Annotated in this window: 11 protein-coding genes and 2 tRNA genes; 4 read left to right on the top strand and 9 right to left on the bottom strand. The window is 71.2% G+C overall.

What is annotated here, in order from left to right:
- Positions 1-20 precede the first annotated feature (20 nt).
- The 5 genes from O2L52_RS04110 to O2L52_RS04130 form a co-directional block, all read right to left on the bottom strand.
- On the bottom strand, positions 21-1472 hold the full coding sequence (locus O2L52_RS04110) for a multicopper oxidase family protein (RefSeq protein ID WP_270114058.1): 1452 nt from the start codon (positions 1470-1472) through the stop codon (positions 21-23).
- A complete protein-coding gene (locus tag O2L52_RS04115) occupies positions 1459-1914 on the bottom strand; it encodes a hypothetical protein (RefSeq protein WP_270114059.1) in 456 nt (151 codons plus the stop codon). The genes O2L52_RS04110 and O2L52_RS04115 overlap by 14 nt, the downstream gene beginning before the upstream one ends.
- A gap of 141 nt (positions 1915-2055) precedes the next feature.
- Positions 2056-3240 carry an acetate/propionate family kinase gene (locus tag O2L52_RS04120; protein WP_270114060.1) on the bottom strand — a complete coding sequence of 395 codons (1185 nt, stop codon included), beginning with the start codon at positions 3238-3240 and terminating at the stop codon, positions 2056-2058.
- A 65-nt stretch (positions 3241-3305) separates the two neighbouring features.
- Positions 3306-5363 carry a phosphate acetyltransferase gene (gene pta, locus O2L52_RS04125; protein WP_270114061.1) on the bottom strand — a complete coding sequence of 686 codons (2058 nt, stop codon included), beginning with the start codon at positions 5361-5363 and terminating at the stop codon, positions 3306-3308.
- 358 nt (positions 5364-5721) lie between these two features.
- The gene (locus O2L52_RS04130) at positions 5722-6867 is read right to left on the bottom strand and encodes a citrate synthase/methylcitrate synthase (RefSeq protein ID WP_270114062.1); all 1146 of its coding nucleotides are present in this window, start codon (positions 6865-6867) and stop codon (positions 5722-5724) included.
- A 281-nt stretch (positions 6868-7148) separates the two neighbouring features.
- Here O2L52_RS04130 and O2L52_RS04135 point away from each other — a divergent pair, with 281 nt between their 5' ends.
- The 4 genes from O2L52_RS04135 (at position 7149) to O2L52_RS04150 (ending at position 11438) form a co-directional block, all read left to right on the top strand.
- Positions 7149-8678: a serine/threonine protein kinase gene (locus tag O2L52_RS04135; RefSeq protein WP_270114063.1), complete on the top strand. Its 1530-nt coding sequence runs from the start codon at positions 7149-7151 to the stop codon at positions 8676-8678.
- 134 nt (positions 8679-8812) lie between these two features.
- Positions 8813-8995, top strand: coding sequence for a hypothetical protein (locus tag O2L52_RS04140; protein ID WP_270114064.1), 183 nt, complete (start codon positions 8813-8815; stop codon positions 8993-8995).
- A 186-nt stretch (positions 8996-9181) separates the two neighbouring features.
- Positions 9182-10684 carry an MFS transporter gene (locus O2L52_RS04145; RefSeq protein WP_270114065.1) on the top strand — a complete coding sequence of 501 codons (1503 nt, stop codon included), beginning with the start codon at positions 9182-9184 and terminating at the stop codon, positions 10682-10684.
- A 109-nt stretch (positions 10685-10793) separates the two neighbouring features.
- Complete coding sequence (locus O2L52_RS04150; RefSeq protein ID WP_270114066.1) at positions 10794-11438, top strand: TetR/AcrR family transcriptional regulator; 645 nt, start codon at positions 10794-10796, stop codon at positions 11436-11438.
- Positions 11439-11539: 101 nt separating this feature from the next.
- Here the strand turns inward: O2L52_RS04150 and O2L52_RS04155 are convergent.
- The 4 genes from O2L52_RS04155 to O2L52_RS04170 all read right to left on the bottom strand — a co-directional run bounded on the left by O2L52_RS04155 (position 11540) and on the right by O2L52_RS04170 (position 13217).
- Positions 11540-11640, bottom strand: a tRNA-Gly gene (locus O2L52_RS04155).
- A 63-nt stretch (positions 11641-11703) separates the two neighbouring features.
- Positions 11704-11779: transfer RNA gene (locus tag O2L52_RS04160), tRNA-Gly, on the bottom strand.
- Positions 11780-11895: 116 nt separating this feature from the next.
- Positions 11896-12558 carry a GNAT family N-acetyltransferase gene (locus O2L52_RS04165; protein WP_270114067.1) on the bottom strand — a complete coding sequence of 221 codons (663 nt, stop codon included), beginning with the start codon at positions 12556-12558 and terminating at the stop codon, positions 11896-11898.
- Complete coding sequence (locus tag O2L52_RS04170; protein ID WP_270114068.1) at positions 12555-13217, bottom strand: GNAT family N-acetyltransferase; 663 nt, start codon at positions 13215-13217, stop codon at positions 12555-12557. The genes O2L52_RS04165 and O2L52_RS04170 overlap by 4 nt, the downstream gene beginning before the upstream one ends.
- Positions 13218-13222 lie beyond the last annotated feature (5 nt).

Raw genomic sequence — 13222 nt, forward strand, 5'->3', positions numbered from 1 at the left:
TCAGCGCCGAACGCCGCGTCTCATTCCGGATGGTTCCCGTGGGGCCCGCCGATGAGGAACGGCGTGCCGACCCCCTCGTAGTTCAGGTGCGCGACCAGGCCCTCGGCGGCGTGCGGCAGGTTGTGGCAGTGGTCCATCCAGATCCCCGGGTTGTCGGCGACGAACGCGATCTCGAACGTCTCGCCGTCGCGCACCTCGAGCGAGTCGACCCACCAGGGGCTCCCGGTCGCGGCGACGCCGTCGCGCGCGAGCACCACCGCGTGGTGGCCGTGCAGGTGCATCGGATGGGCCTCGCCGCTGTCGTTGGTGATGCGCATCCGCACCACGTCGCCGTACGCGACGGTGAACATCGGCACCTCGGGGGCCATGGCGCCGTTGACGGTCCACCAGAACCCGGGCTTGCCGTCGAGGAACCCCGGGCGGCGCCCGATGCCGAACGCGAACTCGCGGTCGGCGCTCGCGGGGTCGAACCCGAGCGGCGCCGGTGATCCATAGTGGAGCAGATCGAGGACGTCGTCCGGGGGTGCGGAGGCTTCGACGCTCCCCTCCCCCACGAGCAGCGCCGCCGACGCGCTGAGGTTGACGCGGACGGCGCCGCTCTCGGGCATGACGAAGACGAGGTCGCCCCGACCGCCGGCGGCCACTTCGACGCCCTTGCCTTCGATCTCCGGGGGGCCATGCAGGTCGGTGCCGTCGACGGCGGCGAGGCGGAACGGCGCGCCGTCGACCCAGACGGGCATCACCCCGAAGTCGGTGTTCACCACGCGGACGCGGACCGTGTCGCCCGCCTCGGCCGCCACCCGGTCCTCGCCGTCGCGCCCGTTCACGGTGCGCCGCCCGCCGTAGAGGTGCGCGAGCGCCAGCGCGTCCACATCGGCGCCGGTCCCGGCCGCCGGGGTGATGACGAGGGGCCCGAGGAGGCCGCCGAGGACCTGCTCGTGGGAGACCTGGTGCGAGTGGTACCAGAAGGTGCCGGCCTGGTCGGCGACGAACCGGTAGGTGAACGACTCGCCGACGCCGACGGCGTCCTGGGTGACGCCCGCGGCGCCGTCCATGGCGCCGGGCACGTCGACGCCGTGCCAGTGGAGGGTGACGCCGTCGGGCACGCTCGCGTTCTCGAGGACCACCTCGACGAGCTGGCCCTGCACGGCGCGGATCTCGGGTCCCGGGGAGGAGCCGTTCAAGGTGTAGCCGTCGAAGTCCCGGCCGGACGCGAGCGTGACGCGCTCTTGTGCGGCGGTGAGCGTGAGGCGCACGTCCGCTTCGCGGTCGTCGGGGGCGGTGAGCTCGTCGACCGGGACCGTGGACGCGTCGCCGCCGGGCGCGTGGCCGCCGTGGTCGTGGCGGCCCATGTCCGCGACCGAGTAGGCGTCGGGCACCAGGCTGGCCTGCCAGAACCAGGCGACGGGCGCGATGACCGCGACGGCGGCGGCCACCGCGACGAGCGTCTTCGCGCGTCTACTGAGGCGCATTCCCGACCGCGGGCTCCGTGGCGGGCTTCTTCGCGCGGAAGCCGGCCATGAACGCGGTCCCGTAGACCGCGAACGCGACGAGGCCGTGCAGGAGGCCGAAGATCGCGGCCTCGTGGCCGAAGAGGCCGAGGAAGATCTGCAGGGCGACCCAGAGGAGGAGGATGACGGCGAAGCGGATGCCGCCCTTGATCTTCGCGAAGAACGAGATGATCAGCAGGACCAGGGCGAGGAACGGGACGACCATCATGCCGTTGATGCCGTGGAGCATGAAGCCGACGGACTCGTCGAAGGGGATGTCCTCGCTCTCCATGACGGCCGAGTCGAGGACCCCGCCGTCCTGGACCCAGATGTAGAGGCCGGCGATGGCGTAGGCCATGAACGCGGCCTGGAGCGCGACCTCGGCGGCGATGACGTAGGCGAGGATGCGGTAGACGACTCTCATGCGGATGCCCTCCTGCGAGCGGGCCCCTTGGCTCGCTACATGAAGTGAAGATAAGCACACCGAGAGTGTTGTATGTCGGAAAAGCAGGGAGCCGCGCCCGGTTTCCCGGGCGCGGCTCTGCCGTCTACGTGTGCGCAGGCGTCAGGAGCGCAGCAGCGCCGCCGTCTGCGAGGCGATCTCGCCTTCTTCGTTGGTCGGGACGACCATGACCGTGATCGGCGACTGCGGCGTCGAGATGACCGGCCCGCCCGCCGCGTTCGCGGCCTCGTCCAGATGCACGCCGAGCGCCACGAGCGAACCGAGCGCGCCCGCGCGCACCTCGGCGCTGTTCTCCCCCACGCCGGCGGTGAACGCGATCGCATCCGCCCCGCCGAGCGCGGCGATGTACGAGCCGATGTACTTGCGGATCCGGTAGCAGTAGATCTCCAGGGCGATCTGCGCCGACCGGTCGCCGGCCGCCGCGGCCGACTCGACCGCGCGCATGTCGATCTGCCCGCTCAGGGCGAGCATCCCCGACTCCTTGTTCAGCGCCGCGTCGAGGTCCTCGAAGGACGCACCGGTCCGCCGGTTCATGTGGAAGACGATCGCCGGGTCGATGTCGCCCGAGCGCGTGCCCATGACCAGGCCCTCGAGCGGGGTCAGCCCCATCGAGGTGTCGATCGAGCGCCCGCGCTCCACGGCGGAGACCGACGCGCCGTTGCCCAGGTGGGCCACGATCACGTTGACCTCCTTGGGGCTCTTGCCGAGCAGCTCGGCGGCCTTGCGGGAGACGTACGCGTGCGAGGTGCCGTGGAAGCCGTACCGGCGCACCCCGTGCTCCTCGCGCCACGAGCTCGGCACCGCGTACAGGTGCGCCCGCTCGGGCACCGTCGCGTGGAACGCCGTGTCGAACACCGCCACCTGGGGCAGCTTCGGGAAGAGCTTGCGCGCCACCTGGATGCCCTCCAGGTTCGCCGGGTTGTGCAGCGGCGCGAGCGCCGAGAGCTCCTCAATGGCCTGCTCGACCTCGTCGTCCACGACCACCGGCTGCACGAACCGCTCGCCGCCGTGCACCACGCGGTGCGCGACCGCGATCAGCCCGGCCTCCGCGAGCGGGGTGCCGTGCTCCTCGAACGCGGCGACCATCGCCTCCAGCCCGGCGGCGTGGTCGGCCAGGTGCGTCGTCGTCTCGTGCTTCTCGCCCGCGTGCTTGTGGGTGAGGACCGACGCCGACTGCCCGATGCGCTCGATGAGCCCCGAGGTCGAGGCCTCCAGGGTCTCGCCGTCGACCAGCTGGTACTTGATCGACGAGGACCCGGAGTTGATCACCAGGACCGGTGCGCTCATGGCATTCCTTTCTCGCGCGCGGCCTTCGCGAACGCAGGCCCGCCAGGGCCCGGGTTCACGAGAGCTCAGGCGGGCTGGCTCGCCTGGATGGCGGTCAGCGCGACGGTGTTGACGATGTCGGGGACGGTCGCGCCCCGCGACAGGTCGTTCACGGGCTTGCGCAGGCCCTGGAGCACCGGACCCACCGCGATCGCCCCGGCGGAGCGCTGCACGGCCTTGTACAGGTTGTTGCCGGTGTTCAGGTCGGGGACGATGAAGACCGTGGCCTTCCCCGCCACCTGCGAATCAGGGAGCTTCGTGCCGGCGACGCCGGCGTCGGCGGCGGCGTCGTACTGGATCGGACCCTCCACCGGGAGGCCCGGCCTGCGGGACCGGACGATCTCGGTGGCCGCCCGGACCTTGTCCACGGCTTCGCCGTGGCCCGAGGTGCCGGTGGAGTAGGAGAGCATCGCCACGCGCGGTTCCACGCCGAACTCGATGGCGGTGTCAGCAGAGGATAGCGCGATGTCGGCCAGTTGCTCCGCATTGGGGTTCGGGTTGACCGCGCAGTCCCCGTAGACGAGCACGCGGTCTTCCAGGCACATGAAGAACACCGAGGAAACCACGGCCACTTCGGGTTTCGTCTTGATGATCTCGAACGAGGGCCGGATCGTGTGGGCCGTGGTGTGCACCGCGCCCGAGACCATGCCGTCGGCCATGCCCGTGTGGACCATCATCGTGCCGAAGTAGGAGACGTCCGCGACCGTGTCGTAGGCCTGCTCGAACGTGACGCCCTTGTGGGCCCGCAGCTGCGCGTACTCCTTCGCGAAGCGCTCGCGGATCTCGTGGTCGCCGGGGTTCATGATCGAGGCCCGGCCCAGGTCGACGCCCAGTTGCGCCGCCTGCGAGCGGATCTCGGACTCCTCGCCGAGGAGCGTCAGGCGGGCGACGTCGCGCCGCATGAGGATCTCGGCGGCCTTGAGGATGCGCGGCTCCGCGCCCTCGGGCAGCACGATGTGCTTGTCGAGGGCCTTGGCGCGCCCGATCATGGCGTGCTCGAACATGACCGGCGTGACCACGGTCGGCTTCGCCAGCGCGAGCCGGTCGAGCAGGTCGTCGCCGTCCACACCGGCCGCGAAGTCCTCGAGGGCGCGGGTGATCTTGCGCTGGCCGCCGGCGGCGAGCGAGCCGGAGACGTCGCCGACGAGGTTGGCCATGTCGTAGGTGTCGTGCTGGACTAGGGCGATCGGCAGGCGGGAGTCGAGGCCCGCGACGATGTCGAGGATCTGCGGTTCGGGCCGGATGCCGCCGGTGAGGAACACGGCGGAGAGGCTCGGCGTGCCTTCGGCCTGGTGGGCGGCGAGGAGTCCGAGGAGGACTTCGGAGCGGTCGCCGGGGAGGATGACGGCTTTGTCGTCGGCCAGGCGGGTGAGGAGGTTGGGGAGGGTCATGGCCGCGACGACGACGTCGCCGACGGTGCGGGTGAAGACGTCCGGGTCGCCGGAGATGAGGGTCGCGTCGGCGGCCTCGATGAGTTCGCCGACGGTGGGGGCGACGACGACCGGGTCTTCGGCAATGACGCCGGTGCCGGGGTGGGCGGCCTTGACGAGGTCGGTGTCGGCGGGGTCGACGCGGTTGGCGATGGTCCCGAGGACCGTCGCGTGCTCGGCCTCCGCCTGGGCGGTGCCGAAGCGGAGGGCGGCGGCGATGTCGGCGGGGTGCTTGCGGTGCCCGGTGACGAGGAGGAGCATCGGCGCGGCGAGGTTCACGGCGATGCGGGTGTTGTAGGTGAACTCGACGGGGGCGCCCACATCGGAGTAGTCGGAGCCGACCGCGAGGACGACGTCGTGCGTGTCGGCCAGCGCGTGGTAGCGCTCGACGATCTGGGTGAGGGCGGCGTCCGCATCGGAGCGGACGTCGGCGTAGGTGACGCCGACCGAGGCCTCGTAAGGGCTCGGGAGGCGGTACTGGTCGCGGAGGAGGGAGATGATCGGGTCGCCGGCGAGCGTGTGCTCGTCGCGGACGATGGGGCGGAAGACGGCTACGGAGCCGGCCCGCCGGGTGAGCAGGTCCATGACGCCGACCGCTACGGCGGACTTGCCGCTGCCGGGGTCGAGACTGGCGAGGTAGAGACTTTGAGCCACGGCTCCAACGCTATCCACCCCGTGCGAGCCGCGCAGCGGATCTGCGCGGCGGCTCACCTGTGAGCTTGGGCCCGTGGATGCCGTCCCGAGCCCCCACCCGCCCGGGGAAAGGTAGTTCCCACATTGCCGCGCGGGTCCGACAAGAACGCGCCCCCGCAGCGGTCGTGTCGCCCGAAAGCGTGAGCGACCGCGAACGGGACTCGCGGGAGTGCGGTGCTCACCGCCTGAGGCTCGACCCGGCCGAACGCCGCTTTCGAGCCGACCGAGGGCCGGCTTTCAAGCCGCTTTCGAACCGACCGAGTGCCGGTTTCAAGCCCGTCCGGCCGCGGCTGCGCCGCGGCCGGGCGGTCGCGTCGTCTCAGTCGGCGAAGCCGTCTTCGGGGACGGGCTGGGGCGGCGGGGTGCCGACGTAGCGGGCGCGCGGGCGGATGATCTTGGAGTCGCGGGCCTGCTCGAGGATGTTGGCGCTCCAGCCGACGACGCGGCTGGTCGTGAACGTGGGCGTGAACATCGTGCGCGGCACGCCCGCGAGCTCCATCACGACGCCCGCGTAGAACTCGACGTTCGTGTAGAGCTTGCGTCCCGGTTTGACCTCGGCGAGGATCTCGACGACCCGCCGTTCGACGGTCTTGGCGAAGTCGACGATGTCGCCGTCGAGTTCGTCGGCGACGTCGCGCAGGTGCAGCGAGCGCGGGTCGTCGGTCTTGTAGACGGCGTGGCCGAAGCCCATGATGCGCCGCCCGGCCTCGAGTTCGCCGCGGATCCAGTCGTCGATGTTCTCGGGGCCGCCGATGGCGTCGAGGGCGTCGAGCGCGCGGGCGGGCGCGCCGCCGTGCAGCGGGCCCGAGAGCGCGCCGATCGCGCCGACCAGGGCCGCGCCGAGGTCGGCGCCGGTGGAGGCGATGACGCGGGCGGTGAAGGTGGAGGCGTTGAAGCCGTGGTCGATGGTGAGGATGAGGTAGTGCTCGACGGCGCGCGCGGCGGCCTCGGAGGGCACTTCACCGGTCATCATGTACAGGTAGTTCGCGGCGTAGCCGAGGTCCTCGCGCGGGTCGAGCGGGTCGAGGCCCTGGCCCAGGCGGTACATGGCGGTGAGGATGGTCGGGGTGACGGCGCACGCGAAGAGCGCGTCGTCGGCGCGGGCGGCCTCGTCGATGTCGAGGACCGGCTGCATGGGACGTGACGCGCACGCGGCGGAGAGCGCGGTGCGCAGGCCGTCGAGCGGTGAGGAGCCCTTGAGGTGGGGCAGCAGCTCGCGGAGCGCGGGGGTGAGCGTGCGGTAGGGCGCGACCTGGGCCTTGAACTCGTCGAGCTGCGCGCGGGTGGGCAGCGCGGCGTGGGTCATGAGGTACCAGACCTGCTCGAACGAGCAGCGCTGCGCGAGTTCCACGGCGTTGTACTGGCGGTAGTGGTAGAAGCCCTCTTCGCCGCGCACGTCGCCGATCTCGGTGTCGGCGACGATGACACGGTCCAGGCCTTTGGGGACTTCGATGAATTCGGTCATTGGCTACTCCTCGTCCGGCACGCCTGTGGCCGCCTGGTGACGCTTGCTGTCGCGATCGCCGCTCCGGTTCGCTTGACAGCCTACGGGATTTCGCGCGTCGGGGACCCGAACGGCCGCCGGGAACCGGGCGTCGCGGCACGGGCGGCGGCAGGCCCCTCGCGCGGGCGTTTTAGAGTAGACCTCCTGCCCGACAGCAGCGCCGACACCGCGAGCCGCCGGTTTCCGTCCCCCCATGGCCCGCAGGCGATCGCGCGACAGGACCCCCCGAACGAGGATTGCCCGTGGACTCCGGAACGCTCATCGCCGGCCGCTACCGACTCGACCGCGTCATCGCCTCCGGCGGCATGGGCGCGGTGTGGCGGGCCGAGGACGAGCGGCTCGACCGCACGGTCGCCGTGAAGGTGCTGCACGCGGGCCTGGACGGCTCGCAGCACCCGCGGGACCGGTTCGAGCGCGAGGCGAAGACCCTGGCGAGCCTGAAGGGCCCGGGGTGCGTGGAGGTCTACGACTTCGGCGAGGAGCCGGACGGCGACCGCACGATCGTGTACCTGGTGATGGAGCTCGTCGACGGCGTGTCGCTGGCGGAGCTGCTGCACCGGGAGGAGCGCCTGGACCCGGCCCGGACGATGCGGATCGTGGCCGAGGCGGCCGAGGCGCTCGCCGCCGCGCACCGGCGCGGGATCGTGCACCGGGACATCAAACCCGGGAACATACTCATCGACGCCGACGGCCGGGTGAAGGTGGTGGACTTCGGGATCTCGCTGTTCGCGAACCGGTCCCGGCTCACCCCCAGCGACCAGGTGCTGGGGACAGCCCCGTACGTCTCGCCGGAGCAGCTGCGGGACAAGGGCGTCACGGGCGCGTCCGACCTGTACTCGCTCGGGGCGGTGGCCTACGAGTGCCTGACGGGGACGCCGCCGTTCGACGCCGCCGACCCGGCCGCGGTGATCCACGGGCACCTGTACTCGGAGCCGCCGGCGCTGCCCGCCGACGTGCCGGCCGAGGTCGCCGGGATCGTCTCCCGCTCGCTGTCGAAATCCCCTGAGGAGCGCTGGGAGTCCGGCGACGTCCTCGCCGCGGCGGCCCGGGCGGCGACGACCGGGGAGCACCCGGTCGCGAAGGCGATCGGCTCCTCGATCGGGGCCCGCACCGCGGAGGTCCCGCAGGCGCCGTTCACATCGCCGCCGCAGCCCCCGGTGACGCCGCCTCCGGCGGCGGTCGAGCGCGAGGAGGACCCGCGCAGGCGCCGCCGCATCGCGTTCATCGGCGTCGCGGTCGCATTGGTGCTCACCGCGATCGCGGTCCTGGCGCTGAACCCGTTCTCAGGCGACGGGAACGTCGCCGGGGACGAGGACACCACCCCCACGGCATCGGCCTCGGACCCGGGTTCGGCCGCCGCGCAGGAGCCGTCGTCGACCGTGAGCGCGACGCCCACGGAGTCCGCGGCGCAGACGTCCGCCGCAGCGGACGAGGGCGGCACCGAAGGCGACAGCGGCACGGAGTCGGAAGGCGCCGAGGGCGGCGGGACCGAGGACGAGGAGACCCCGGACGGGAACGAGCCGGCGCAGGAGGGCAGCGGCCCCGTGCCGGATGTGACCGGCGGGACCACGTTCGACGCCCAGGACCAGTTGAACGGCGAGGGGTTCGCGAACGTGACCGCCGAGGTCGGCTACTACTACATCCGGCCCGAGCCCGCGCACTGCACGGTCATCCAGCAGAGCCCGGCGCCCGGCGAGACCGCCGACTACAGTGCACCGATCACTGTGTACTTCCACGAGCGCACCGCCGAGGGCACCAGCTGCCTGCTGTGACCGGGCGGCGGGTCCGGCGGATCACGCCTCCGGGACGGCGAACGGGTTGACCGGCCGGGCCCCGGCCTGAATGATTGAGTGAGCGACCGGTAGAACAGTCGGGACACGGTCGCTCGGACGGGATTGGGATCAAGGTGGACGAAGGAATCAGCTCCGCGCCAGGCGTGGTCGTCGGGGTGCTGCTCATCATGGCGGCGGTCATGTGGTTCTCCCCGGGCGCCCGCCACAAGTTCCGCAAGGCAACCCTGTGGCTGGTGATCGTGGCGGTCGCGATGATCATCATCTTCGGATACCTGAACGCGGGCCAGCAGGCCTGAAATCCGCGGGCTTCGCCCGCTCACTCCGCGCCCGGTCGCCCGTCGGCCGGGCGTTTTCGCTGTTCCGGGCCCCTTTCCTGATCGTCGCGAGAAAGATCCGCCCTCCTAGTGGAACAGATCGTTCCGGTCTGTTATAGTGGAATCAAGCGTTCCGTTCCACCGATTACCGAGAGCCCGGAGGCTTCCGTGACCTTCACCGTCGACACCCCGCCCACCGAGACCGCGCCCGCCCGCGACTCCTCCCCCGCGATCACCGAGACCGCTCCGGCCGCGACCGAAGCGCCCGCCACGCACCCGCGGCGCTGGCTCGGGCTCATCGCGATCCTCGCGACGACCCTCCTCAACCTGCTCGACGCCTCGATCGTCAACGTCGCCGCCCCCGCGATCCGCACCGAACTCGGCGGCACCGCCTCCCACATCCAGTGGCTCGCCGCCGGGTACACCCTCGCCCTCGCGATCGGCCTGCTCACCGGCGGCCGCCTCGGCGACATGTTCGGCCGCAAGAAGGTCCTCATGATCGGCCTGGTCGGCTTCCTCGTCGCCTCGCTCGCCTGCGGCGCGGCCGGCTCGATCGAACTGCTGCTCGCCGCCCGCCTCGTGCAGGGCGCCTTCGCCGCGGTGATGGTGCCGCAGGGCTTCGGCCTCATCCGCGACCTGTTCGGCCGCGACATGGGCAAGGCCTACGCGGTCTTCGGTCCCCTCATCGGCCTCGCCTCGATCGCCGGCCCGATCGTGGCCGGACTCCTCGTCGACGCCGACCTCTTCGGCTCCGGCTGGCGCTCGATCTTCCTCATCAACCTGCCCCTGGGCATCGCCGCGCTCATCCTGGGCACCAAGGTCCTCCCGGCCGGCGCGCCGCAGCAGCGCGGCCTCAAGCTGGACCTCGGCGGGGCGCTCATCGCCGCCGCCGGCATGAGCCTCCTGCTCGTCCCGCTCGTCGAAGGCCGCGAGCTCGGCTGGCCCGCCTGGTCGATCGCGATGCTCATCGCCTCCGTGCCGGTGCTCGCCTACTTCGTGCGCGGCCAGATCAAGCGCGCCCGCTCCGGCAAGACCGCGCTGATCGAGCTGAGCGTGTTCGCCAAGCGCTCGTACACCTCCGGCATCGCGTTCGTGGTCGTCTTCTTCGGCTCGGTCACCGGCTTCTCCCTCGCGGTCGGCCTGTTCCTCCAGCTCGGCCTGGGCTTCGGCCCGCTCAAGGCGAGCCTGGCGATGGCCGCCTGGGCGGTCGGCGCCTTCATCGGCTCCGGTGCCAGCGCCGGCCTGGCCCCGAAGCTCGGACGCGGCGTGCTGCACCTCGGCCTCGCGATGATGACCGCCAGCCTGGTCGTGCTGTGGCTCCAGTTCGGTGCCGACTCGGCGCCGGGCGCCTGGTCGCTCTCCCCGGCGTTCCTGTTCTACGGGATCGGGATGGGCATGATCTTCGTGCCGCTGTTCGGGATCATCACCGGTGAGCTGGAGGACCACGAGGTCGGTTCGGCTTCGGGGCTCCTGGAGTCCTTCCAGCAGGGTGCGGCCGCGCTCGGTGTCGCGGTGCTGGGGACGGTGTTCTTCAGCCAGTTCGCGATCGGCGGCGGTGTCGCCGAGGCGATGGGCGCGGCCCGCTGGGTCACGGGTCTGACCGTGGGCCTGACGGTGGTGGCGTTCCTGGTGGCCTTCGGGCTGCCGAAGCAGGCCAAGGCCGAGCACTAAGCAGCAGTGTCTTCGGACCGGTCGGGCCCTTCGCGGGCACGGCCGGTCGAAGGCGTACTGGAGAAAGGTGCATCAGAATGAACCGCTCTGTTCCGGATAGGATGCCGACATGACCGACAAGCCGCTCAGCGGGCGCAAGGCACAGGCCGCCCGCAACGACAAGCTGATCCTCGAAGCCGCCCACGAGGTGTTCGTCGCGAACCCGGAGGCGCCGATCGCGGAGGTCGCCAAGCGCGCCGGGGTGGGCATCAGCGCGCTGTACCGCCGCTACCCGAGCAAGGAGGACCTGCTGCGCAAGCTGTGCGGGGACGGCTTGGCCCGGCACATGGAGCTGGTGCAGGAGGCGGTCGACGCCGAGGGGGACCCCTGGGAGGCGTTCTGCCGCTTCATGAGAGAGGTCGTCGCCGCCGACACGGCGTCGATCACGGTGAAGCTGGCCGGGACGTTCACGCCGACGCCGGACATGTTCGCGGCGGGCGTGGCGGGGGCCGAGCTGAACGACGCGCTCATGCGGAAGCTCCGCGACGCGGGCGTGCTCCGCGAGGATGCGGCGATCGGCGACCTCATCATGATCACCGAGTGCCTGGCCTCGATCAGCATCGGCGACGCGAAGCGGACCCGCGAGGTGCGGCTGCGGAACCTCGAGCTGTATCTCGAAGCGCTACGAGCCCCAGGCCATGGGCCGCTGCCGGGCACTGCACCGTCCGAGGAGGAAATGGGAGTCCGCTGGATTCCGAAGAACTCGAAGCCATAGCGAAAGGGCCGCCCGACCCGGGCGGCCCTTTCTGCACGAATAACAGTTGCCCCGTTCCCGGGGCACGAAAAAACCCGGCATCACTGCCGGGCTTCCCTATCTGGAGCGGACGACCGGGATCGAACCGGCGACCTACACCTTGGCAAGGTGTCGCACCAGCGCGAAGCGCTGCAATTGGCGCAGCCAACTGCGCTACGTCCGCCCCGAACCCACCCCCGTCCCCGGGGCACGAAAAAGCCCGGCATCACTGCCGGGCTTCTCAATCTGGAGCGGACGACCGGGATCGAACCGGCGACCTACACCTTGGCAAGGTGTCGCGCTACCAACTGCGCTACGTCCGCATTTCTCCGGTGTTGACCGGGGAACGGTGATTACTTTAGCGCATCGTCCATCGGGGTTCGATAGGGCCTTGGGGCGGATTGGGGCGCGGCTCACGCCTGAGCCGCGCCCGCCCCGGTCACCCCTCGGCCCCGCCCAGGCCGAGCATCGCGAGGGCCTCGGCGTCCAGCCCTTCGATCGCGACCTCGTGCTTGCGGTGCGCCTCCCAGTCCTCGCGCGAGAGCCGCCAGCGGTTGTCCTGGCGGCGCACGCCGTTGAGGACCTTGTGGTCGATGCCGTCGGCCTTGTAGCCGAGCTTGCGCGAGACGCCCTCGGAAGGCCCGTTGCCCTCGAACGAGGCGCTCAGCGCGAAGTCGGCGCCGAGCCCGGTGAAGACGAAGTCGAGCACGGCCGCGCGCATCTCCGTGCCGATGCCCTTGCCGTGGTGGGCGCGGCCGAGCCACGACCCGGTGCTGGCCTCCCGCGTCGCCTTGATGTCGGCGGCGCCGACCTCCTGTATGCCGACGATCTCGCCGTCGTGGAGGACGACGAGCGGCAGCATCCACCGCTCGGGCGTGATGCCCGCGATGACGCTCATCTGGTGCAGCAGGGTCCTGCGGCCGCGCTCGAGCGGCTCGCATTCGGTCCAGGGGACCACGAACGGCATGAAGTCCGGGTCGTGGACGCCGGCGGCGGCCTGGTCGGCGAGCGCGACCAGGTCGTCGAGGTCGGGCAGGCGCAGTTCGAGCCGTTCCGTCCGCAGGCGGATCCGGTAGACCGGCAGGTAGTCGGTGAGTGTCACGAGGGTTCCTTTCCCAGGCCGAGCATGTCGTTCACGTCGTCGTCGAGGCCTTCGATCGCGACCTCGTGCGTGCGGTGGGCCTCCCAGTCCTCGCGCGAGAGCCGCCAGCGCTGCTCGGTGCGGCGGACGCCTTGGACGACAGGCAGTTTGATGCCGTCCTCGCGGTAGCCGAGGCTGCGCGAGACGCCCGCCGAGGGCTCGTTGCCGTCGTAGGAGCCGCTGGTGGCGTAGTCGGCGCCGAGGCCGGCGAACGCGAGGTGGAGGACCGCGGCGCGCATCTCCTTGCCCAGTCCGCGGCCCTGGTAGGCGCGGCCGATCCACGAGCCGGTGCTGACCTCGCGCGTGGCGGTGAACTCGATCCCCTTGACGTCCTGCACGCCGATCGGTCGGCCGTCGTGGAAGACGTAGAACGGGAGGGTCCAGCTCTCGGTCTCCCAGCGGCCGATGGCGCGGTGGTACCAGAGGGCGACGCCGCGGGCGACCTGCTTGGGTTCGGCTGCGGTCCACGGGATGCCGAAGGGCATGAAGCCGGGGTCGTGGACGCCCGCGACGGCGACTTCGGCCAGTGCCGCGATCTCGTCGAAGGTCGCGGGCAGGCGCAGTTCGAGCCGGTCGGTGCGCAGGCGCAGCCGGTAGATCGGGAGGTGGTCGGCGAGCATGGTCA

It is taken from the genome of Glycomyces algeriensis (genome assembly GCF_027622855.1).
Lineage (GTDB): Bacteria > Actinomycetota > Actinomycetes > Mycobacteriales > Micromonosporaceae > Glycomyces > Glycomyces algeriensis.